The organism is Cupriavidus numazuensis, assembly GCF_905397435.1.
Classification (GTDB): Bacteria; Pseudomonadota; Gammaproteobacteria; order Burkholderiales; family Burkholderiaceae; genus Cupriavidus; species Cupriavidus numazuensis.
On record NZ_CAJPVI010000046.1, the window covers coordinates 39,358 to 62,510 of the forward strand.

Here is a 23,153-nt window from a genome sequence, read left to right on the forward strand (position 1 = left end):
CAGAGTGACAAAGAGCGAACTCAGCAATAGACGGTTTCCCGTTACGCAACAATCACCTGACCGAAGTCAAGGCAAGCCCTTACGGGCTGTGCCATGACGGCGGCGCCGGCGGGATGATGAGACAACGGCCGCATCGGGCCGTGGTACGGATCAAGAACCTTTCCTGGTTGACCTTCCGACCTTGGCCAGCGGCAGGTTCTCCAGCCGCTCGGCGATGACGTCGCGCACCGCTTGCGATGCGCCCATCTTCTCCAGAAGATCTGGCCAATGCGTGTGGGCCATGGACACGGCCTCCTTGACCGCGGCCGTAGCGATCCGCTTGGGGATGCCGGCCTTGTCCGCGATATCTTCATACAGAGCCAGGGTCTCCTTGCGCTGGAACTCGTCAATCGCTACGTTCTGGCCATAGGACGTGAAGTTGGGCAAGGCAGCGACGCACACGATGTCGTAGGCCGGCGAGAGCTCCGGCAGCTTCCGGTCGTGGTAGATCACCGAGAAGTTCTTCAGATGCGCGTCGCTATTGCCGATCAGCGTATTCACTGCCTGGCGCAGGAAGAACTGTCGTACGTTCTCAAATCCCTTCGGGCTCAGCCGGTACAGTGCCGCCACGAGCCGAATGTACTCTTCACGCTTGGCGTACTTCCGGTTGGGCATCCGGCCGAGCATTTGGCAGCCGTCCTCCGCGTGGATCAGGCCACCGTCGGCAGCGCGATCGAAGCGCTCCACCGCCAGGTAATGCAAGCCCTCTCCCATCAAATCTGCGAGGTCCGGCACGTCGATACTCGACATCGGCAGAACCTGGATCGAGGCGATGTTCACACCGGCCGCCGCTGCGAGACGCATCGACACGTATTCGTTGAACACCTGGGAATCGTCGTTCTTCGCCGGCAGCTTGGCGATGATGTCGGATACCTTCCCCTTCGTCGGGAGGGTGTACCGCTCGCCCTTGCGCATCGTCGAAAGCGCCAGCTTGTTCTGGACGCCCGAAACCGACGCCGCGCCTTCCGTCGCGCCTTCGACTACCGCGATCTCGAGGTTGTCAGCGCCGCCCGTCACGCCGTAGGTGCGCACGTATTCCGGCAGGGCGCGGACATCGGCCGGCTTCACAACGATGGCGCCCGGCAAATCGTTGCCAGCGGAGGCCAGGACGCCAAAATCGTCCTTGTCCTCAGGATTCTTTCGGGTGGACTCAAGGCGCTTGCGCAGCTCGCCCTCTGGCAGCAGCCCGGCAAAGTACGGGGGGAGCTCGCCGCCCGTGTTGTAGATCGCGGGGTGGAATGCGTTGTCGAACACTGCCGACGTGGCTTCCCGGCCAATCTCTGTCGGCAGAGTAATGGACAAGCTGAGCGTGTAGCGATCGTTGTCACCCCGGTATTCTTCCGTGGGTACAAAGCGGGTATTCCCGCCCGCTTCACAAAGGAAGCCGCAGAGCCGACCATGAAGGTGAACCTCCAGGTACCGGGGGTGCAGTTCAAAGCTCATTATTGGCTCAGCAGGTAATCCAGTGTGGAACGGGCAGTGCGATCTGGACCGCTGCCTTTGCCTTCGAGAACCTGGCGCACTTCAGCCAGCTTCTCCTTGGGCACCATCACCCACTCCGCATCCATGGCGGCGGCAAGTGATTCGAATGTCGAGGCCCGGCTATCCTTTTTCCCCTGCAGGATCGTTGAGAGGTTCTGCGCGGCCATACCGATCATCCGGCTCAGTTCGGCGATGGTCATGCCGCGGCGACTGCGCATGGACTGCGACTGCGAGAGTAATGACATGGCATTTGTTTACGATGGAAGCTCTTCTATAGTATGTGTCATCAGGCGCCATCAGACAAGCGAGACCACATGCTATGGAATGCATACATGGCAAAAACAATGCCATAGTAGATGGAGGGATGCTCGTGCGAAGTGACTGCGCAACCAATACTATCGGATACGAATTCGATTAAACCAATGCAATAGCATTACTACGATCCACTGTAAGTGCTTCATGGTTCACTACGCGTCGGCCGATGATATCGACTATTAGCCGAATTCGAAAACGCTTGTGGGTGGCCGAAAGCCGCAAGAGAAAGTGGAGCGCCGGAGGCGGCGCGGGGCGCCCGTCGCTGAGCCCACCGAGGCGGTTCAATCCTCGCGCAGGCGCATCGCTGCCAGGGTCAACGGCTTCGCCACCATTGTGGTAGCCAATGCCATTAGCAACAGGCCAGAGAAGGCAGCGGTGCTGATCAGCCGGTTCTCCAGCAGGATCGCCAGAACCACCACTTCCATCAACCCTTTCGTTTGGGCCAGTGCGCCCAGCGTCCACGCATCGCGCCGCCCAAGGCCAGACCAACGCGCGGGCAATGCGGTCCCCGCCATCTTGCCGATCACGGCGACGACCGTCGTCAATGCAAAAACCATCACGGCATCGCTTCCGGCCGCATTGAGGTCCGTCCGCAGGCCCGTCATCAGGAAGAAAAACGGCATCAGCACCACCACAGTGGTGGATTCGAGCCGGGCCTCGAGATCAGCGGCAACGTGGTGCGGCACGATCACGCCCGCCAAAAACCCGCCGAGGATGTAGTGCAGGCCGATCAGTTCAGATACGCAGGCAGACGAAAAGATCAGCACCACCGCGGCCGCGAGCCGCGCGTCGCCTGCGCGCAATGTCGGCAGCCAGCGCGCTAACAGTGGCCTTACGATGACGAACATGGCCGCCACATAGATGGCACCGCCGATTGCCAGTCGCAGCGGATCCTGCGCTGCCTGCCCGGTACTGGCCAGGATGCACGACAGCACGACCCAGATCGCAGCATCGCTGACCGCGGAGCACGCCAGCGCGAGGCGGCCGGCAGTCGTATCGGTCATCCGCATTTCGCGCAGAATGGCACCAAGCACCGGGAGCGCGGTCACTGCCATTGACACGCCCACCGCGATCGCGAACTGCCAACGCGTGGCCAGCTCACCGGCCAACGCCGGTCGCCAGCCATTCAGCACCCAGCCCGCTCCAAAGCCCAGTACGAACGGGACCGTCACGCAGCCGACTGCAGCGCTGATCGCGATACGTCGTAGCCCGGTAGCTTCGGCGCCGCTGATATGCAGGCCAGACAGAAAGGCAAATAGCACTACCGCCAGCCATTGCAGGCCCATCAATGACGCCAACCTTTCCGAGCCAAACAGCGCGTGCCAATGCTCCGGCCAGAGCGCGCCCAGCAAGGACGGCCCCAGCACAATGCCCCCAACGATCTGCATTACCACCAGGGGTACGATGCCGCCCAGGCGGAACGTGCGCCAGAGGATCAACGGCGTGGCGACAACCAGGCTTGCCTGGACAAAGAAGATCGCAATCGGAGATATGGCGGACGGGTTCATGGCGCTCCTGCTGCGATGCGGGGGCAGCCGCCCCCAACCGATACAAACTGCCGATGATACAGACGGGGGACGTTGCGGGAGGCCGTGGCGACCTAACCTTGCGTGAAGGTCCTTCGCGCGATCTGTCTCGCCCAGCGGAGCAGCCAGCGGCAGGGTGTAGAAGACAGACAGAGCAGACCGCTGGTCACCGCGCAGCTTCTCATGCCGGGAACCAAAAGAGCGACGGGACTATAATGCTGCGCGCTCCACGTCCGATACGCATGTCCATCCGCCGCCCCTCTCTCGCTGACGACGATTCCGTCCCGCTCTACATCAGGATCCGTGACACGCTGCGCGCCGGCATCCTGGACGGCAGCCATCCGCCGCACAGCCAAATGCCTTCCGAAAGCGAGTTGCAGGACCGCTTCGGCGTCAGCCGCATCACGATCCGCCAGGCCCTCAGCCACCTCGAACGCGAGGGCCTGATCTTCAAGCGGCATGGCAAGGGGTCGTTCGTGTCGCAGCCGAAGGCGTTCCAGAACGTAACGGCGCTCGAGGGATTCGCCGAGGCGATGTCGCGTATGGGGCACGAGATCGTCAACCGCGTCGTGTCGTTCGATTTTGTCCCGGCGCGCGCGGACGTGGCCCACCGGCTCGACCTCGAGCCAGGCACGACGGTCACGGAAATCCACCGCGTGCGGCTGCTCAATCGCGCGCCGGTCTCGTACGAGATCACGTTCCTGCCGGAGTCGCTCGGCCGCCAGCTACAGCGCGCCGACCTCATCACGCGCGATGTCTTCCTGATCCTGGAAAACGACTGTGCGGTGCCGCTCGGCTCGGCGGACCTCGGCATTGATGCCGTCCTGGCCGACAGGCCGCTTGCACGCGCTCTGGAGATCGGGGAAGGTGCACCGCTGCTGCGCATCGAACGGCTGACCCACGACCGCTCGGGCCGGCCTGTCGACTTCGAGTTCCTCTATTTCCGCAGCGATACCTTCCAGTACCGTCTGCGGATCGACCGGCAAAGCACCCGGAAACCCCGCTGAGCTGACGCGCTGCGGCGCATATGCGCGCCGCGCACAAGCATGTGCGAAACCATTCATTGGTGCGGCATGGAGCCGCCTCTACAATCGATCCAACTTGTTATAACGAGTTGGGCGGGCAACTCCGCGCTCCCAAAGGATCATGCAGACACACGAACTCGAATACGACATCGTTGTCGTTGGCGGCGGCACTGCCGGCCCGATGGCGGCCATCAAAGCGAAGCAGCGCAACCCTGCCCTTCGGGTGCTGCTGCTCGACAAGGCGCACGTCAAGCGCAGCGGCGCTATATCGATGGGCATGGACGGACTCAATAACGCCGTGATCCCGGGCCATGCCACGCCGGAGCAGTACACGCGGGAGATCACGGTGGCCAACGACGGCATCGTCAACCAGGCGACCGTGCTGGCCTATGCGCGCCATAGCTTTCGCACCATCGAGGAACTCGACCGCTGGGGAGTGAAGTTCGAAAGGGACGAGACCGGCGAGTATGCTGTGCGCAAGGTGCACCATATGGGCGCCTATGTGCTGCCGATGCCGGAGGGCCACGACGTCAAGAAGGTGCTCTACCGCCAGCTCAAGCGCGCACGCGTGGAGGTGACTAACCGCATTGTCGCCACGCGCGTGCTGACCGGTCCGTCGGGCGAGGCGGCCGGCATCATGGGATTCGACTGCCGCACGGCCGATTTCTATGTCGTGCGCGCCAAGGCCGTGATCCTCTGCTGCGGCGCCGCCGGGCGGCTCGGCTTGCCGGCCTCGGGCTATCTGATGGGCACCTACGAGAACCCGACCAACGCCGGGGATGGCTATGCCATGGCCTATCACGCTGGCGCGGAACTCGCGAATCTCGAGTGTTTTCAGATCAACCCATTGATCAAGGACTACAACGGCCCGGCCTGTGCCTACGTCACCGGCCCGCTGGGCGGTTACACGGCCAACGGCCGTGGCGAGCGCTTCATCGAATGCGACTACTGGAGCGGCCAGATGATGTGGGAGTTCTACCAGGAACTGCAAAGTGGCAATGGACCGGTGTTCCTGAAGCTGGATCACCTGGCCGAGGAAACGATACGGACCATTGAGACCATTCTCCACACCAATGAGCGCCCGAGCCGCGGACGCTTTCATGCGCGGCGCGGCAACGACTACCGCACGCGGATGATTGAAATGCATATCTCGGAAATCGGCTTCTGCAGCGGCCACAGCGCGTCCGGCGTCTGGGTGGACCAACACGCGGCCACGTCTGTGCCAGGCCTCTATGCGGCAGGGGACATGGCCGCGGTGCCGCACAACTACATGCTGGGCGCGTTTACCTACGGCTGGTTCGCGGGCGAACATGCCGCTGACCGGGCGGCCGCGACTGAGCTTCCGGCTGTCGATGCCGCACAGGTTGCAGCAGAAAAGTCGCGCGTGTATGCCCCGCTGCACCGCAAGCACGGTCTTGCGCCGTCGCAGGTCGAATACAAGCTGCGCCGCTTCGTTAATGACTACCTGCAGCCGCCGAAGGTCACGCGGCGCATGGAGATCGGGCTGCAGCGCTTCGGCGAGATCCGGGAAGACCTGTCGCAGGTATCGGCCGCCAACCCGCACGAACTCATGCGTGCGGCCGAGGTGTCCGTGATTCTCGATTGCGCCGAGATGGCAGCGCGTGCTTCGCTGTTCCGCACGGAAAGCCGCTGGGGGCTGTACCACTACCGCGTCGATTATCCCCAGCGCAACGACGCAGACTGGTTCTGCCACGCCCATCTGAAGAAGGCGGAAGACGGCACGATGACGTCATTCAAGCGACCGGTCGAGCCCTACCTGGTGCCGCTCAACGACAACGAACGCTCGGCCTACTCGCGCCTGCGCGTGACGCCAGCCGCCGCGACCACGTCGGCTTCCATCCCGCAAACCGTACAGACCATAGCCGCCTAGGAGAACAACATGGCCCTGGTTCCACGCGATGCGCATGCGCGCTCCAGCGTTCCCGTGACAATCGACGAAGACAAGTGCATTGCCGACAAGGGCTGCACGGTCTGCATCGATGTCTGCCCAATGGATCTGCTCGCAGTCGATCCGGTCACCGGCAAGGCGTTCATGAAGTTTGACGAATGCTGGTACTGCATGCCGTGCGAGCGCGACTGTCCGACCGGCGCAGTCCACGTCGACATCCCCTACTTGCTGCGCTGAAGCTGCACGAAGCCCCCGCCCTTCCTCTTGATCCAAAGGAAAGTGACATGAAAAGAACGCTGTTGTTCGCGCTCACCAGCACCGCCTTGCTTGCGGCCCATCCTGCTGGCGCGGAGACCATCCGCGTGGCCATCGGCACGCAGGACACCACGATCAACACCGCCACCGGCGGTGCGCTGATCCGCGAACTGAAGCTGCTGGAGAAGTACCTGCCACACGATGGCAAGTACAAGGATGCCGTCTACGATATCCAGTGGAAGAACTTCACCAGCGGCGCGCCGATCACGAACGAGATGGTTGCTGGCAAGCTTGACTTTGGATCGATGGCCGACTTCCCGGGCATTCTCAACGGCGTGGCGAATCAGAAGGCGGGCAAGGGCAGCGTCTTTATCAACGTGTTGTCGGGCAGCACGCAAGGTAGCGGCAACGGCATCGTGGTGCCGGTCGACTCACCGGTGCAATCGCTGGCTGAACTGAAGGGCAAGACGATCTCGGTGCCGTTCGCGTCGACGTCGCACGGCATGCTGCTGCGCGCCATCGCTGCACAGGGCTGGGATCCGGAGCGCGACGTCAACATCATCACCCAGGCTCCGGAGGTCGCCGGCCCTGCGCTGCAAGCACGCAAGATCGAAGCGCATGCCGATTTCGTGCCATTCGCCGAACTGTTCCCCTACCGCGGCTTCGCCCGCAAGATCTATGACGGCTCGCAAGCCAAAGCGGCCACGTTCCACGGGTCGCTGGTCCAAAGGGACTACGCGCAGAAGTACCCCGAAGTCGTTGTCGCCTACCTGCGTGCGGTGATCGAGGCGAACCGTTTGATCGCAGCTGAACCGGAAAAATACAGCGAGCTGATTGCAAAAGTCACCGGTGTGGAGCCGGAGGTGAACTACCTGTTCCATGGTCCGCTCGGCCTGCAGACGCGCGACTTGACCTGGAAGCCGGAGTACCGCAAGGCCGTGCAGACGTCATTTGAAACGCTCAAGCTGCTCAAACGCGCCGATGGCGACCTTGACGTCGACGCGTTCGTCGATGATCGCTACCTGCGCGCCGCGTTCCAGGCCGAGAAGCTCGACTACGAGGCAGCGCTGCGCGACTACGCCGCGCTGCCACTCAAAGCCAACGACGCGGTGACTGGCAAACGCATCGACAAGTTCGACCGCGTGGCACAGGTCTGGGTGCGTGGAGAATCTCGCGTGCGCAACTACGCGTCGCCCGAGACGGCCCTGCAGGCACTGGCCGCCCTCCAGCGCGATGGCAAGGAGATTCGTGCGTTCTATGCGCAGGACCGCGAGTCCGGCATCAAGCTGCTGGGCAATCAGGCTTGGTTCGCACGCGACAAGGATGGCCGCCTGAACGCCTTCCTGCTGAAGTCGCGCGCCCAGGCTTGGGCCAGTCAGAATGGGGGGCAGGTGGTCGATTTTGCCGGCGCCCGTCAAACGGTCACACTGGCCGCCCGTCAGGAGCCGCGATGACGAGCCATGTGCTGTCCCGCACGGCGCCTGCAGCGCCAGTTGCCTCGCACAAGCGCCCTGCCCGCACCCTATTGCAGGCGGCGTCACTGGTGTTCGGCCTGTTGTGCTGGCACCTTGCCACGCAGCATCGCCTGCACCTTGGCGTGGTGACGTTCGAGAACGTGCCGACGCCAGCCGAGACGCTTGCCGCGGGCTGGTCGCCGCTGCAATCCCCGAAGCTCGCCCGGCATCTGGCGAGCAGCCTGTCGCGCGTGGGCTGGGGCTACGCGTCCGCAGCGCTGCTCGCGACGGTGCTCGGCCTGCTGATCGGCCGCTCGCAATGGGTGCGCGTCGCCCTGCTGCCACCGCTGGAAGTGCTGCGTCCGATCCCGGCCGTCGCGTGGATCCCGCTGGCGATTCTGATGTTTCCGTCGTCCGAGCTGTCGATGATCTTCATTACCTTCACCGGGGCGTTCTTCCCGATCCTGCTGGGCGCGATCCACGGCGCCGAGTCGGTCGACCCGCGCCTGGTGGCATCGGCGCGCAGCCTTGGCGCGGGACGCGCCGCCGTGCTGCGCGAGGTCGTGCTGCCCGGCGCGGCGCAGGGCATTGTGACCGGGCTGGCGATCGGCATGGGCACGTCCTGGTTCTGCCTGGTCACGGCGGAGATGATTTCAGGCCAGTTTGGCATTGGCTATTACACGTGGGAGTCGTACACGGTGCAACGCTATCCCGACATTATTGTCGGCATGCTGCTGATTGGCATGCTCGGAATGGGCAGCAGCGCGCTGGTGCGGCTGGCGGGGCAACGCGCGACGCCCTGGCTGGCGGTAGCGGGGAGCGGGCGATGACGACTGCCGACCTTGTCACCCGCCCAGGCGCCGTCACGCTCGAATCCCTGTCCATCGCGCTGGGCAGCGGTACGCAGCGCTTCACGGCGGTGCGCGACGTCAACGTGTCGATCGCGCCAGGCGAGTTCGTCTGCATCCTGGGCCCCTCGGGCTGCGGCAAGTCGACCTTGCTCGGCGTACTGGCCGGACATATCGTTCCGGTTGAAGGCCGCGCGACCCTGGACGGCACGAGGATTGACGGCCCCGATCCCGCGCGCGGCATCGTGTTCCAGCAACACACATTATTTCCGTGGCGCAAGACGCTCGACAACGTCGGCTTCGGTCTCAAGATGCAGGGCATCGGCAAAGAAGAACGCCGCCGCCGCGGCCGTGAGCTGCTTGAACGCGTGGGGCTGGCTGCTTTTGCCGATCGCTACCCATCCCAGCTATCGGGCGGCATGCAGCAGCGCGCGGAGATCGCCCGGGCCATGATTACCGGGCCGCGCGTGCTGCTGATGGATGAACCTTTCGGCGCGCTCGACGCCCAAACGCGCGCGATGATGCAGGCGTTGCTGCTCGACGTGTGGAGCGAGTACCGGCCCACGGTCGTGTTCGTCACGCATGACATCGATGAAGCGCTGTTCCTGGCCGACCGCATCCTGGTGATGAGTCCCGGACCCGGCACCATCATCGAAGATTTGCACGTGCCGTTTGCCCGACCACGTGAGCGCGCCGAATCGCGCGACCTGGTCACCGAGCCCGAGTTCATCGCCATCAAGCGACACCTGCTGGCATTGCTGCGCCATCGCCAGTCCACCCTGCCCGCGCCACGGCTTAGCCCGCTCGGCGACGGGCGCGTCAGCGCACCGACTTTTCCTGCCCCATGACCGTTTCCGTTTCCGCAATTCCCTTCAGTGTCCCGTTCGCCGATTCCCGCTTTTCCGACGCCGACCCTGCCGTTCGCCGCCTGGCCGTCATCGACGCTGCCGAGAGCGAGGATGAAGCCCAACTGCCGCTCCTGCTTCAGGCCTTGCGCCGGGATGCCGATGCCGACGTGCGGCGTACGGCGGCGGAATACCTCTCTGCTTGGGAAACACCCGAAGCCATCGACGCCCTATGCGACGCGCTGGCCGACCCAGACGCCGCCACCCGAGAGACCGCTGCCAACAGCCTGTCGGCGCTCAAGCAGCCCACGCTGGGCCTGCGCCTGCTGCCGCGCCTGGCGGGCGCTGGCGACGCTGCCCGCGCCGCGTTGCTACGTGCGCTGCGGGAATTGCGACTGCCCGACAGCGCCGGCCCTGCGCACGCGGCACTGGCTGACCCGGTGGCAACGGTACGGCGCGAAGCGATCGGCGTGCTCGGATGGTTGCGCCATGAGCCTGCCCTAGCCGCCCTTGCAGCGCTCGCGCGCGACGACGGCAATGCGGATGTGCGACGGGCCGCCGTCGGCGCGCTCGGCTTCGCTCCGAACGACGACGTGCTGCCCACCCTGCTCCAGGCGCTTGGCGACAAACATTGGCAGGTGCGCGAGGAAGCCGCTGCAACGCTGGGTAAGCTGAGGCAGGCGGCCGCGCGGGTCGCGCTGGAGACAGCGCTCGACGACGACTACTGGCAGGTGACGCTGCAAGCCGCACGCGCCTTGGGACGGCTGGGCGATCCCGCCAGTGCCGGCGCGCTGGCGAGGCTGCTGACGTATCCGATCAGCAATGTGCGCAAGGAGGCCGCCCTGGCGCTCGGGGAGGCAGGCGGCGTCGAGGAGCTCGCGGTCCTGGATGCCGCGTTGCGGGATGGCGACCCCGAGGTGCGAAAATCCGCGCGCATCGCCATTGCCCAGATCCAGGAACGCTCCGCCGCGACGAATCCGCCGTCCATCACAGACAGATAAGTGGGCACTGTGTGGCGCGGTCCTCGCGACGTCAGCCACATACGGCGCGTTCCGCCGTTGCAGCCGATTTCGCCAGTTGTACGCGCCCCTGGAAGCTCACTAAATGCGGATGAGGTAGCAGTAGATGGCGAACGTGGTCAGGAACCCCGAGAGGCGCGGTCATGGGGCAGGTGGCGCGAGTGGCCAATCCTGCCGCTCGCGCCCTGCTTGGTCATGCGCTTCTTGCCCGTTCGCGCCGCAGATGGCCGGGTCGGACCAGCCCCAGGTGCTCGCGCAGCGTCGTCCCGGTGTACTGCTCACGGAACAGGCCCCGCCGCCTCAGTTCGGGCAGCACGAGTTCGATGAAGTCGTCGAGGCCGCCGGGCAGCCAGGGCGGCATGACGTTGAACCCGTCGGCCGCCTCCGCTTCGAACCACGCCTGCAACTGATCGACGATCTGCGCGGGTGTCCCGTGGATCGACCAGTGCCCACGCGCCGTAGCTACGCGCCGGCACAGCTGCCGGATCGTCAGCCCCTCCTCGCGCGCCAGGCCGGTTACAAGCTGGAAGCGGCTCTTTGCACCGTTCGGCTCCTGCAGGTTATCCGGCAACGGACCGTCGAGTGGATAGCCACTCAGGTCGATACCGCCGAGATGCTGCGACAGCAGCGCGAGCCCGACTGACGGCAGGATCAGGTCCTGCAGCGCCTCGAACTTCTCCTCCGCTTCTGCCGCGCTTCGGCCCACCACAGGAAAAACGCCCGGCAGGATCTTGAGTTGGTCCGGTGTGCGCCCGAACCGCGCCAGCCGCCCCTTGAGCCCACGGTAGAACGCCTGCGCCCCTTCCAGCGACTGCTGCGCGGTAAAGATAACCTCGGCCGTGCGCGCGGCCAGTTCCTGTCCGGCTTCGGACGATCCAGCCTGCACGATCACCGGATGACCTTGGGGCGGGCGTGCGATATTGAGCGGGCCGCGCACCTGAAAATGCCTGCCGTGATGGTCGAGCCGATGCAGTTTCGACGCGTCGAAATGCACGCCGTTCGCCTTGTCGTAAAGGAAGGCGTCGTCCTCCCAGCTATCCCACAGCCCGGTCACCACGTCGACGAATTCCTCTGCACGCGCGTAGCGGTCGGCGTGCTCGGGATGCCGGTCCAGGCTGAAATTGCGGGCCTCGGCATCGGACCATGACGTCACAACGTTCCACCCGGCCCGGCCGCCGCTCAGGTGGTCGAGCGATGCGAACTTTCGGGCTACGTGGTATGGCTCGTTGTAGGTGGTCGACGCCGTCGCCACAAGCCCGATACGCTGCGTGACGGCGGCCAGCGCGGACAGCAGTGTCAGCGGCTCGAACGTGGCAGCGCGGGCGGTATGCGGCAGCGTCGCGTCATCCATGCCGCGGATCGCCACGCCATCGGCCAGGAACAGCGCGTCGAAGCCGGCCGCCTCGGCACGCCGGGCCAGCGCAGCATAGTGGGACAGGCTGCGGCCGGCGTCGGCGTGCGCATCGGGGTGGCGCCAGCCGGCCACGTGGTGCCCGGTAGCCATGACGAAGGCTCCCAGGTGGAGCTGGCGTGGCGATTGACGGTAAGCATCTGTCATGCTCAGGCCACCTTGCGCTCGTTGGCGGCATCCCGCACGGCCGGCTCCGGCTTGATCGCACGGCTTGGTTGCCCGTCGACGCTGACCGGCACGTCCCCGGCGATCGTCACGCGGCGCACCACGCGGTGGGCGTCGCCATAGTCGTTGATCGCATAGTGCTGCGTGGCCCGGTTATCCCAAATGGCGACATCTCCCGCCTCCCAGCGCCAGCGCACCGTGTTTTCCAGGCGATGCGCATGCCCCTGAAGCAGTGAAACCAGATGCGCGGAGTCGACCGACGAGTAGCCCAACAGCTTCTTGACGAAATGCCCGAGCACTAACGTGCGCTCCCCGGTCTCGGGATGCACGCGAACCACCGGGTGCTCGGTCTCGTAGATCGTGGATGTGAAGACCTCGCGGTAGCGCCGCGCACCCTCGTTGTCCGGGAGCGGGCGCGACGCGGCGTAGTCGTAATCGTTGGTATGGAGTGCCCACAGCTTGTCAGCAAGGCCGCGCAGTGGCTCCGGCAGGTCCTGATAGGCGGCGGCCGTGTTGGCCCACACCGTATCTCCGCCGGCGGCCGGCACCTTCACTGCGCGCAGCACCGAGACTTGCGGATATGCGAGGTCGAACGTCACGTCGGTGTGCCACGAATTGGCGCGCCCGCCGTGCTGCGAGTCGAGCTCGAGCAGGTATTCAGTGCCGTCGCGCGCGGGTACGGTCGGATGCGCGACCGGCGTACCGAAGCGCTTGCCGAACGCTTCCTGGGCGGTGTCGTCGAGATGGTTCTGCTGGCGGAAGAAAAGTACCTTGTGGCGCAGCAACGCGGCGCGGATTGCGTCAAACGTGCCCGGCGACACGTCTGCACCGAGCCGTATGCCGCGGATTTCGGCGCCGATGCGACCGGCGACGGGATGAATGTCGAGCGCCTGCTGTTCAAAGGATTGCGTCATCGTGGAAACTCCGGGAGAGATCAGTGCGAAAGGACTTCGCGGGAATCGGCGATGTGAACGGAGTCGCGCTGTTCGGCGAACTCTCGCAGCACGCCATCGCGAACACGAGCGAACGCCGTCGAGGCGCGATCGCGCGGATGTGGCAGGTCGACCGGCAGGAAGCGGCGGATCCGGCCCGGGCGCGGCTCCATCACGACCACGCGGTCGCCAAGAAATACCGCCTCTTCGACATCGTGCGTGACCAGGATCATCGTGATGCCTTCTGCCTGCCAGATGCGGCGCAACTCCTGTTGAAGGTGGGCGCGCGTCATGGCATCGAGGGCACCGAACGGCTCGTCGAGCAGCAGGATGTCGGGCCGCGTGACCAGTGCACGGGCGATGGCAACGCGTTGCGACATGCCGCCGGAAAGCTGGTGCGGAAACGCGTTCTCGAATCCCGTGAGGCCGACCAGTTCGATATGCGACTGAACGGTGCGGCGCTTGTCGGTGTGACTCAGGTTTCGGTTAAGCAGCGCGAGCGACACGTTCTGCGCGACAGTCAGCCACGGGAACAGCCGGTGCTCCTGGAACACGATGCCGCGCTGCAGGCTCGTGCCGACGATGCGCTGTCCGTCCACATGGATCTCGCCACGATAGTCGTCTTCCAGCCCCGCGATCAGGCGCAGCAGCGTGGACTTGCCGCAGCCACTGGCGCCGACGATGCTGACGAACTCGCCCGGCGCGATGGTTAGCGAGATATCCTCGAGCACGGGCAGCGCCCTGCCCTTGACCTCGTACTGCTTGTGAAGATGGTTGATGTGCAACGTGCCGGCGTGCGGCATGGCAGCTCCCGTTAAGTATTGCGGAAATTCAGGATATGGCGACCGACGTGCCCCGCCACCGCAGCAGCCGCGCCTCAATGCGGCTTGCGATCCAGTTCAGCGTGTAGCCGACCAGGCCGACCACGATCACGCCAAAGATGACCAGGTCCATCCAGAAGTTCTCGCGGCCATCGGTCATGGTGTTGCCGATGCCCTTGCCGGCCACGAGAAGATACTCAGCGCCCAGCGTCGCGAGCCAGGCATAGATCAGTCCAAGATGGATGCCCGCGAAGATCGATGGCGAGGCCGATGGCAGCACCACGCGCCACAGCGTCTGCCAGCGTGTGAAGCGCAGCACGCGCGCCACGTCGAGCAGGTCGGCCGGTACAGCGCGGATGCCCTCGAAGGTGTTGAGGACGACCGGGAAGAATGCCGCGAGCGACAGGAACACGACCTTGGCTGCATCGCCGAGGCCGAACCAGACCGAAATCAAGGGAATCCACGCGAACAGCGAGATCTGCTTGACGGTGTGGAAGGTCGGCCCGAACAGCTTTTCGGCCAGGCGCGACAGCCCGAGCATCGCACCGAACGCGAGCCCTGCCGAGGCGCCGATCGCGAAGCCGGCAAGATCGCGCCACAGGCTTGCCTTCAGCGCGACCGCCAGCTTTCCTGTGAGAGCTTGGTCGACGGCTGTGTCCCAGACCTTTGACACGGGCACCAGCAGCGGCGAGGTCGACCAGCCGAACGCGACGGCCGCCCACCACAGCGCCAGCAGCGCGAGCGGAAGTACCCAGCCGCGCAGTACGCGCGGAATGCGAAAACCATGAATGTTCGCCATGACGCTGCCCTCAGAAGCCTGGCTTTCGCCAGCGCAGCACCGCGCGCTCGGCCAGCGCCAGGCCCTTGTCGAGCAAGAAGCCGACCGCGCCGACCACGATCACCGCCGCGATGACCAGGTCGAGCTGAAAGAGCTGCCGGCCGTAGACGATCAGGTAGCCGAGCCCCTCGGACGACGCGAGCAACTCCACTACCACCAGCGCGAGCCACGCGTGAGTGAGACCGTAGCGGATACCGTTCCACACCGGCGCAGCGGCGGCAGGGAACACCACGCGCGCCAGCGTCTGCCAGGCCGTGAGCTTCATCACCCGAGCCACTTCCAGGTAGCGCGCCGGCACGTTATGGATGCCCTTGTACGTGTTCAGCGCAATCGGCACCAGCGCGGCTTTTGCGATCAGGATGATCTTGAGCGCCTCGTCGATGCCGACCAGCAGCATCAGCAGCGGCAGCCAGCCCAGCACCGGTACCTGGCTGAATGCCTTGAAGGTCGGATATACGTAGTCGCGCACGCGAGGCGAGAGTCCCATCGCAGCGCCCAGCGCAAGTCCTCCCGCCAGTCCGAGCGCGAACCCGGCGGCCACACGCATGGCACTGATTTGCAGGTTGGCCCACAACTCGCCGCTGCGGTACAGCTCGGCGAGCATCCCGGCCACCGCTTCCGGTGCCGGGAGGACTTGCTGTGGAATCCATTCAAGGCGCGCCGCCACAAACCAGACAGCAAGCAGCACGGCCGGAACGATCCAGGCGAGCAATGGATCGGCAAGCAGCCCGAGCAGACGGCGGAGAGCTGCTTTCGAAGCGGAGTGAGTGACGTCAAGCGCCCCGGGCGCGGTCGACACGGCAGGATTGGCGGCCATGACTATGCTCCCAGGATCTTGCCGTTCGGCTGATAGACGGGCCAGTAGCTTTTCAGGCTCAGGTCGTTCAGCGCCGCGTTCAGGTAACGCGGGTCAATCCACTGGTCAACGTCAAAGCGCGACCGGCTCAGACGGAACCGATAGGCCTGCTCGGCTGCGTCCTTGTAGCGCGCAATCAGGAATGGGTCGAAGTTCGGATTGATCCGTACACGCAGCGGCTCGCCATCGTAGTCCTCCTTCCAGTGCTCGTACGGCGTGCCCGCGCGCGCCCAGGTGCGCAACACCTCCTCGCGGTGGCTTTCGTCGGACGCCCAGCGCGCCGCTTCCACGGCAGTCTTTACGAACTGCTGCGTTGCTTCCGGGTAGCGGCCGGCGAACTCTTCCGTGACAAGGACGTGGCTCTGGCGCGTATAGATCGGCGACTGATTCTTGCTCGAATAGAGCACGCGCACGGCGCCCTTGTCGCGCAGACGCAGGATATCCATCGCGCCGATGGCCGCGTCGATGTCGCGTGTGCTCAGGGCAGCCAGATACCCGGCGGTATCGAGGTTGAGCAGGCGCAGGTCCTTGTCGGATAGGCCGTTCGCTTCGAGCAGTCGGAGCGCCGGCAGATGCATGTTGGTGCCCTTGAACAGCGATACGCGCTTACCGCGCAGGTCGGCCACCGTCTTCAGCGGCGAGTCGGGCGGCACACCGATATAGATGTTCGAGCGCACGCCGGTGGCAAGCACCAGGCGCGTTTTCAGTCCTGCCGCTCGCGCGACGACGGACGGCAGGTCGCCCTGCAGCGCGAAGTCGAGCTGGAGGTTGGCCAGCGCTTCATTGACCGCCGGGCCGGCGCCCTTGAAGAAGTACCACTCCACGCGGGTCCCTGAGGACTTGAACGCTTCCTCGAACCAACCCTTCGCGTGGGCAATCGAAAGCGAACTGCCCGCGAATGTCGGTGGCGTGCCGGTTGCCGGCTGGGCCACGCCGATACGGATCACGTCCGGACGAGCGGCTGCAGAGGCACGGAACGTGGAGAACAGCGCGGCGGCGCCGAGACTACCAGCGGCAATGCGGGCCAGGGCTGTGCGGCGAGCGGGATAGCTGGGCGATTTCATCGGGGCGCGTATCGTCTTGAAGATTGGGAACCAACGATACGGGCGCCGGCACGCCAATCAAACGAAGGAATCATGCGTTCGATATGCGGTGCCACCGCATATGGACACACCCCCACGCGCCCGGAAACCTGGGGGCGATTCACGCGCGCTATTTTTGGCGCGGAAAGTCGATGCCCCCAGCTATCGCCCCACCCGCTCCGACACCACTGCACTCGGCGACGTCGTCCCTTCCTCCGCGCCGCCGCGTCGTTTGAATTCGCGCGGCGTCAGGCCGAAACGCGCGCGGAAATCGCGCGAGAAATGCGCGCCGTCGGAGAACCCGCAATCCAACGCGATCTGCGTGATGTTGCTGTGGCCGTTCTGCAGTAGCCAGCTGCCGTACTCAAGCCGCAGCCCACGCTGAAAGCTCATTGGCGACATGGCCAGCGCTTCGTGGAAAGCGCGTTCGAGCTGGCGGCGCCCCAGACCCACATAGCGCGCGATGGCGTCGAGCGACGGGGGGTTGTCGATGCGCTGCTCGATGAAGTGCGCGGCCTGGCGCACGCGCGCATCCTGGATGTGGGTCAGGTCGGCATAGAAATGCGCCTGCGGCAGCTTGGCCGGCCGCATCCCCTGCAGCATCATATGGCGCACCGCCTGCTGCGCCTTTTCGCGCCCGCAATGCCGCGCCACCAGGTACAGGCCGAGGTCGATGGCGGCAGTGGAACCCGCGCAGGTAATCAGGTCGCCCTCGTCGACGAACAGGTGGTCCACCACCGCGCGCACCTGCGGAAAGCGCGCGCGGAAAGCGTCGAGCACGTTCCAGTGTACGCAGACGGTGCGCGAGCCAATGACGTCGGCCTGCGCCAGTGCAAAAGTGCCGGTGCAGATGCCAAGCATGCGCACGCCGCTGGCTGCGGTCCGCTGCAACCAGTCGCGCAGCGCCGGCGGCATGTAAGTGTTGGGGTAATCGTTGCCGCCGCATACCGCGATGTAGTCAAAGCCGGTCGGGTCATCGGGCAATGCGCCCGCGACCTCGATCGCAAAGCCCGCGCTCGACGTACGCGGCAGTCCGTCCATGCTCATCACCCGCCACGCCGTGTGGATCTGCCGGCTGCGCCCGCCATGGTCGGCGGACAGGCGCAGCACATCAACCAGACCGGCAAAGGCGGCCAGGGTGAACTGGTTCAGCAGCACGAAACCAACGCTCAGCTCGGGTTTACCCGCGCCGGTTTTTGGTGAATCCGAAGAGGCTCTCAGCATGACGCAATTATTCAAGTTTTTGTCGACGACTTGCAAGAGGCGGAGCGCCCGTTGCGCCCACAATGCCTCCACAGCCTGAGACCACAGAATTCCACCTCAAGGGGAGCAGCAAATGGGACTGGAGACACGCACCACCCTCGTCGGCGCCGCACTGTTGGCCGCCACTTTCGCCACCCCTGCATACTCGCAGAGCGGCAAGCTGACCGTTGCCATGTACGGCGGCAACTGGGGCGACGCCTTTCGCAGCTGCGTGGCGGAGCCCTTCACCAAGGCTACCGGTATCGCCGTGACGCCTGAGATCGGCACCTCCACGACCACGCTGGCAAAGCTGCAGCAGCAGAAGGCCGCACCGACCATTGACGTGGCCTGGATGGATGGCGGCATCAGCGAGCTGGCGCTGCAAGCCGGAGTGGTCGACAACCTCGACGGCGCGGCCATTCCGAATCTGAAGAATGTCATCAGCAAGGCGCTCTATCGTCAGGGAGCAACCAACTACGCGGTGGGCACGGGCTACTACTCGCTGGGCCTGACGTACAACACGCGTGAGGTCAAGCAGCCGCCGACCAGCTGGAAGGACCTGTGGAAACGCGAGTATGCCGGGGCGGTGACGGTACCTTCGCCCGCCAATTCCTCGGGCGTACCCTTCGTCATGTTCATGGCACGCGTATGGGGTGCCGACCCGGCCAATCTCGCGCCGGTTTTCCAGAAACTCGCGGCGCTCGACACGGCGCTCTTCTTCGACAGCTCGGGCGCGGCCACCAATGCCTATCAGAGCGGCGAGGCGGTAATCGGCGCGCACTTCAATGTGGGCGCGTGGGACCTGATCGACAAGGGTGCGCCGATCGGCTTCGTGGTGCCAAAGGAAGGCGCATGGGCCACTGATGCCCGCCTGCATCTGGTCAAGGGCGCGCGCAACAAGGCGGCCGCGGAGAAATTCATCAATACCGCACTGACGCCTGAGGCCGCCACCTGCCTCGCCACCCGCCTGTACCTGGGCCCGGCCGTGCAAGGCGTGCAGGTTCCCAAGGACGTGGCGCGCAAGCTGCCGTGGGGCGCCAACGGCTCAGTGGACAGCCTGACCCTGTTCGACTGGAGCACGATCAACGCCCGACGCACCGAAATCACCGATGCATGGAACCGGCAGGTTGCGCGCAAGCGCTAAATGCAGGAGACCGAAATGACTGCCCTCTTGACCGTCGACGCGCTGTGCAAGGCATTCGGCGCATACCAGGCCTTGGACCGGGTTTCGCTGGAGATCGGCCAGGCTGAATTTATCGCGCTGCTCGGGCCGAGCGGCTGCGGCAAGACCACGCTGCTGCGCGCGATCGCCGGGTTCCTGCAGCCGGACAGCGGCCGCATCGCCATCGATGGCCAGGATGTCACTGCGCTGCCACCCAATAAGCGGCCGCTCAACACGGTGTTCCAGAACTATGCCCTGTTCCCGCATATGACCGTGCTTGAGAACGTCGCCTACGGGCCGCGGCGCCAGGGTGCCAGTCGGGATGAGGCCAAGCGCCGCGCACTGGAAGCGCTTGACATGGTCGGCCTGGCCGCGTTGGGCGAGCGCTATCCGCGCGAGATGTCGGGCGGTCAGCAGCAGCGGGTCGCACTGGCACGCGCCATCGTCAACCGGCCGCGCCTGCTGTTGCTCGACGAGCCGCTGTCCGCCCTGGACATGAAGTTGCGCAAGCGCATGCAGATTGAATTGAAGCACCTGCAGCAACAACTCGGCATCGCCTTTGTATTTGTCACGCATGACCAGGAAGAGGCGATGGCGATGGCAGACCGCATCGTGGTGATGAATGCCGGCCGCATCGAGCAATGCGGTGCGGGCACCGAGATCTACCGCGCCCCCTCCTCCCGCTTCGTGGCCGAGTTCATTGGTGACGCCAACCTGCTGCCATGGGAATCCGCGGGCTCAGGGTATATCCGCCTGTCGATGCAGGGAGAGCAGCTGCCGGTAACCTCCGTCAATGGCACTGCACGCGGGCTGGCGGTGCTACGCCCGGAACACCTGAGTGTGGCCCGCGCCGATGCGCCGGGGGGGCTGGATGGCACGCTGGTCGATGTCATTAGCGTGGGCAGCCATACCATGCTGCACGCCAACGTCGGCGGACAGACGCTGGTGGTGCGCACCATGGGGCTGCCCGATGCAACGCTGGAACGTGGCAAGCCGATCCGGCTCGCGTTCGACCCCGCCAACCTGCACCTCATTGGAGATGCAGCATGAAACGGCTGCCAATCCCGTCGGCGCTGATGTTGGCGCCGCCGCTGGCCTTTTTTGCGGCGTTCTTTCTCGCCCCGCTGGCGGTGGTGCTGATTGCCAGCGTCACCGGCAACCAGCCGCCTGCGTTGACGCTGTCCAGCTATGTGCGCGTACTGGCGGACCGCTACCACTGGGACGTCATCCTGGTGACCTTTCGAATCGCTTGCCTGACCACACTGATCTGCCTGCTGCTGGGCTACCCGCTCGCCTGGTACCTGGTGCGCATAGTGCGCTGGTCCGCGTGGCGGCGCGTCTGCGTAATCCTGCTGGTCGTACCGATGTTTACCAGCAACATCGTACGTTCGTTCGGCTGGATGGTGCTCCTGGGGCGCAACGGGCTCGTCAACCATACGCTTGTCGACGCCGGACTTGCAGAGCGGCCGGTGCGCTTTCTCGGTACGGAGACCGGCATCCTGATCGGCATGGTCTACGTACTGCTGCCGTTCGTGGTGCTGGCCGTCGGCAACGCTTTGGCACGGGTCGACCCGGCCTGCGAGCAGGCCTCGGCCGATCTCGGCGCGAGCCCGCTTGCCACGTTCCGCCATGTCACCTTCCCGCTGACCCTGCCAGGTGTGGTGGCCGGCGCGATCATGGTGTTCACACTCGCGGTTAGCGCCTATGTCACGCCTGCCCTGCTGTCAGGTGGCCGCATCTCGGTGCTGTCGATGCTGATCTTCCAGCAGTACAGCACCGTATTCGATGTCCACTACGGCGGCGCGCTCAGCATCGTGCTGCTGGTCTTTACGTTGGCGATGGTGGCCATGGCCAGCCGCGTCGGCGAACACCGGGGGATTGCGCGATGATCGCCGCCATGCTCATTCGCATCGTTTCGTGGACGGTGCTTGCCTATCTGGCGCTCCCGCTGGTGGTGATCCTGGGCAGTTCGCTGACCGCCTCCGACTTCCTTGCCTTCCCGCCAGAAGGCCTGACGCTACGCTGGTATCACCTGATGCTCGCCGAGTCGGACTACGTTGCCGCCTTCACCACCAGCACGACATTGGCACTGGCAGCAACCGCCGCGGCGCTGGTGCTGACCATACCCGCCGCACTCGCCGTCTCGCGTTACAACATTCCGGGCAAGCGTGCCCTGACGTCGGTGCTGATGTCGCCGCTGGTGCTGCCTCATATCGTGCTCGGCGCAGCGTTGTTGCAGTTCGGCGGCTACTTCGGCCTGACACGTAGCTTCACCGCGTTGCTGATTGGACATACCGTGATCGTCGCACCGTTCGTGCTACGCGCCACGTTGGCACTGATGACGCCCGAGCAAAAAGCTCTGGAAGAAGCGTCCGGGGACCTCGGTGCCAACGCGTGGACGACGTTCTTCCTGGTCACGCTGCCGCAGATTCGCGCTGGCGTCGTGACGGGGTCGATCTTCGCTTTCATCTCCTCCTGGATCAACGTCGAGCTGTCGATCTTTAACACTACCGCCGACCTCAACACGATTCCGGTGAAGCTCTTCAACTATGTGCAATACACCATCGACCCGACCATCGCCGCAGTGTCGGGGGCGACCATCGTGGTAGCCGTTGTCGCCATCACCATCCTGGATCTCACCATCGGCCTGGACATGCTGTCCAACCGAAAGTAATTCCCACTCGGCATAACCTCACTGCAAGGAGCCTTAGCCATGCGCAAGCAGGACGCGTTCGACGTTATCTATACCCATACCGAAGGGGAACCCCTTTGCATCGTCCACAGCGGCATCCCCTATCCCGCCGGTTCAACCATCCTGGAAAAGCGCGCCTTCCTGGAAGAGAACTATGACTGGCTTCGCAAAGCCCTGATGCGTGAGCCGCGCGGCCACAAGGACATGTTCGGCGTGTTCCTCACGCCGCCGTCCAGCCCCGAGTTTGACGCCGGTCTGATCTACATCGACGGCACCGAGTACTCGCACATGTGTGGCCATGGCACCATCGCCGTGAGCATGGCCATGGTGGCGCTAGGCCTGGTGCGCCGCGGCGAGGGCGGCATCACCCGCATCCGCTTCGAAACGACCGCCGGCCTGGTGGTGTCCGAAGTTGCCTCGGACGGCGACAAGGTGCTGTGGACACGCTTCGAGAACGTGCCGGCCTACGTTGCCGCGCAGGACATCCCCGTGCACCTGCCGGGCTACGGCGACCTCAAGGCAGACCTGGTCTGGGGCGGCAACTACTTCGGCATTGTCGACCTGTCGCCCTGCGCGCTGCGCATCTCGCCGGACAACGGCACCGAGCTGTCGCGCCTGGGCATCCTGGTGCGCGAGCAGATCAAGGAAAAGCTGCGGATCCAGCATCCGACCGAAGCGCACATCAACAACCTCAACTTCGTGACCTTCTGGCACCAGCCCACGATCGAAGGTGCCTTCTACAAGAACGTGCATGTGTTCAGCGCCGGGCAATTGGACCGTTCGCCCGGGGGCACTGGCACCAGCGCGATGATGGCGATGTTCGAGGCACGCGGCAAGCTTGGCATGAACCAGCCCATCCTTTCCGAGGGCCTGCTCGGCAGCGGCACGTTCGAGGGCTGCCTGCTCGGCGAGGTAAGCCTGAACGGCACTCGTGCGGTGCGCCCAACCGTCAAAGGCACGGCCAGCATCCTGGGTACGGCACGTTGGCTGATTGATCGCAACGATCCGGTCGGCGCAGGCTTCCTGGTGCGTTGATACTGTTGTCGGTGTCCCGCCCGTTCAGGGCGGGAATATCTGATGTTTCGTTGGTTCTGTTGGCGGAACCGCTTTAGGCCCAACGACGCCACCCTTGGCACGGAAGCGAGCCGCCCTGGTTACTGAATCACCGCGGGCTTGGACAGCTCAGGTCATGCCGATCATCGAACAGCGCCGCACCGCAGCACGGGTTGGGGCCT

General features: G+C 64.7%; 22 protein-coding genes. 12 read left to right on the top strand and 10 right to left on the bottom strand.

Going from position 1 to position 23,153, the window contains the following annotated elements:
• Positions 1–150: 150 nt before the first annotated feature.
• From KHO41_RS29580 to KHO41_RS29590, 3 genes are all read right to left on the bottom strand, one after another.
• Positions 151–1,482 (bottom strand): type II toxin-antitoxin system HipA family toxin, encoded by a 1,332-nt coding sequence (locus KHO41_RS29580; protein ID WP_211956796.1) that lies wholly within the window; start codon positions 1,480–1,482, stop codon positions 151–153.
• On the bottom strand, positions 1,482–1,766 hold the full coding sequence (locus KHO41_RS29585; protein WP_376989775.1) for a helix-turn-helix domain-containing protein: 285 nt from the start codon (positions 1,764–1,766) through the stop codon (positions 1,482–1,484). The genes KHO41_RS29580 and KHO41_RS29585 overlap by 1 nt, the downstream gene beginning before the upstream one ends.
• A 351-nt stretch (positions 1,767–2,117) precedes the next feature.
• Positions 2,118–3,344: a cation:proton antiporter gene (locus KHO41_RS29590; RefSeq protein WP_244874095.1), complete on the bottom strand. Its 1,227-nt coding sequence runs from the start codon at positions 3,342–3,344 to the stop codon at positions 2,118–2,120.
• 260 nt (positions 3,345–3,604) lie between these two features.
• On the opposite strand from KHO41_RS29590, the gene KHO41_RS29595 reads away from it, so the two are divergent.
• The 7 genes from KHO41_RS29595 (at position 3,605) to KHO41_RS29625 (ending at position 10,699) form a co-directional block, all read left to right on the top strand.
• A complete protein-coding gene (locus KHO41_RS29595; protein ID WP_211956798.1) occupies positions 3,605–4,369 on the top strand; it encodes a GntR family transcriptional regulator in 765 nt (254 codons plus the stop codon).
• A gap of 139 nt (positions 4,370–4,508) precedes the next feature.
• A complete protein-coding gene (locus KHO41_RS29600; protein WP_211956799.1) occupies positions 4,509–6,278 on the top strand; it encodes a fumarate reductase/succinate dehydrogenase flavoprotein subunit in 1,770 nt (589 codons plus the stop codon).
• A 9-nt stretch (positions 6,279–6,287) separates the two neighbouring features.
• Positions 6,288–6,533 (top strand): 4Fe-4S dicluster domain-containing protein, encoded by a 246-nt coding sequence (locus KHO41_RS29605; protein ID WP_211956800.1) that lies wholly within the window; start codon positions 6,288–6,290, stop codon positions 6,531–6,533.
• A gap of 47 nt (positions 6,534–6,580) precedes the next feature.
• Positions 6,581–8,005, top strand: a complete 1,425-nt coding sequence (locus tag KHO41_RS29610) for an ABC transporter substrate-binding protein (protein ID WP_211956801.1) — start codon at positions 6,581–6,583, stop codon at positions 8,003–8,005.
• Positions 8,002–8,835, top strand: a complete 834-nt coding sequence (locus KHO41_RS29615) for an ABC transporter permease (protein WP_211956802.1) — start codon at positions 8,002–8,004, stop codon at positions 8,833–8,835. Before KHO41_RS29610 ends, KHO41_RS29615 begins: the two co-directional genes overlap by 4 nt.
• On the top strand, positions 8,832–9,701 hold the full coding sequence (locus KHO41_RS29620; protein WP_211956803.1) for an ABC transporter ATP-binding protein: 870 nt from the start codon (positions 8,832–8,834) through the stop codon (positions 9,699–9,701). The genes KHO41_RS29615 and KHO41_RS29620 overlap by 4 nt, the downstream gene beginning before the upstream one ends.
• A complete protein-coding gene (locus KHO41_RS29625; protein WP_211956804.1) occupies positions 9,698–10,699 on the top strand; it encodes a HEAT repeat domain-containing protein in 1,002 nt (333 codons plus the stop codon). The genes KHO41_RS29620 and KHO41_RS29625 overlap by 4 nt, the downstream gene beginning before the upstream one ends.
• A gap of 211 nt (positions 10,700–10,910) precedes the next feature.
• Here the strand turns inward: KHO41_RS29625 and KHO41_RS29630 are convergent, their stop codons facing one another.
• From KHO41_RS29630 to KHO41_RS29660, 7 genes are all read right to left on the bottom strand, one after another.
• Entirely contained in the window at positions 10,911–12,275 is a 1,365-nt protein-coding gene (locus KHO41_RS29630) for an LLM class flavin-dependent oxidoreductase (RefSeq protein ID WP_211956805.1), read from the bottom strand.
• 2 nt (positions 12,276–12,277) lie between these two features.
• Entirely contained in the window at positions 12,278–13,207 is a 930-nt protein-coding gene (locus tag KHO41_RS29635; RefSeq protein ID WP_211956806.1) for a TauD/TfdA dioxygenase family protein, read from the bottom strand.
• A gap of 20 nt (positions 13,208–13,227) precedes the next feature.
• A complete protein-coding gene (locus KHO41_RS29640; protein ID WP_211956807.1) occupies positions 13,228–14,028 on the bottom strand; it encodes an ABC transporter ATP-binding protein in 801 nt (266 codons plus the stop codon).
• Positions 14,029–14,056: 28 nt separating this feature from the next.
• Complete coding sequence (locus KHO41_RS29645; RefSeq protein ID WP_211956808.1) at positions 14,057–14,845, bottom strand: ABC transporter permease; 789 nt, start codon at positions 14,843–14,845, stop codon at positions 14,057–14,059.
• Between the two features lie 10 nt (positions 14,846–14,855).
• Positions 14,856–15,701, bottom strand: a complete 846-nt coding sequence (locus tag KHO41_RS29650; RefSeq protein WP_211956809.1) for an ABC transporter permease — start codon at positions 15,699–15,701, stop codon at positions 14,856–14,858.
• A 2-nt stretch (positions 15,702–15,703) separates the two neighbouring features.
• Positions 15,704–16,804, bottom strand: coding sequence for an ABC transporter substrate-binding protein (locus KHO41_RS29655; protein ID WP_211956810.1), 1,101 nt, complete (start codon positions 16,802–16,804; stop codon positions 15,704–15,706).
• Positions 16,805–16,984: 180 nt separating this feature from the next.
• On the bottom strand, positions 16,985–18,046 hold the full coding sequence (locus KHO41_RS29660; RefSeq protein WP_211956811.1) for a GlxA family transcriptional regulator: 1,062 nt from the start codon (positions 18,044–18,046) through the stop codon (positions 16,985–16,987).
• A gap of 112 nt (positions 18,047–18,158) precedes the next feature.
• On the opposite strand from KHO41_RS29660, the gene KHO41_RS29665 reads away from it, so the two are divergent.
• From KHO41_RS29665 to KHO41_RS29685, 5 genes are read left to right on the top strand one after another with little or no spacing between them, the layout of a single operon-like run.
• Positions 18,159–19,208 (top strand): ABC transporter substrate-binding protein, encoded by a 1,050-nt coding sequence (locus tag KHO41_RS29665; protein ID WP_211956812.1) that lies wholly within the window; start codon positions 18,159–18,161, stop codon positions 19,206–19,208.
• A gap of 15 nt (positions 19,209–19,223) precedes the next feature.
• A complete protein-coding gene (locus KHO41_RS29670) occupies positions 19,224–20,276 on the top strand; it encodes an ABC transporter ATP-binding protein (RefSeq protein WP_211956813.1) in 1,053 nt (350 codons plus the stop codon).
• On the top strand, positions 20,273–21,115 hold the full coding sequence (locus tag KHO41_RS29675; protein WP_211956814.1) for an ABC transporter permease: 843 nt from the start codon (positions 20,273–20,275) through the stop codon (positions 21,113–21,115). Before KHO41_RS29670 ends, KHO41_RS29675 begins: the two co-directional genes overlap by 4 nt.
• Entirely contained in the window at positions 21,112–21,900 is a 789-nt protein-coding gene (locus KHO41_RS29680) for an ABC transporter permease (protein ID WP_211956815.1), read from the top strand. The genes KHO41_RS29675 and KHO41_RS29680 overlap by 4 nt, the downstream gene beginning before the upstream one ends.
• Positions 21,901–21,939: 39 nt before the next feature.
• Positions 21,940–22,953: a proline racemase family protein gene (locus tag KHO41_RS29685; protein ID WP_211956816.1), complete on the top strand. Its 1,014-nt coding sequence runs from the start codon at positions 21,940–21,942 to the stop codon at positions 22,951–22,953.
• Positions 22,954–23,153 lie beyond the last annotated feature (200 nt).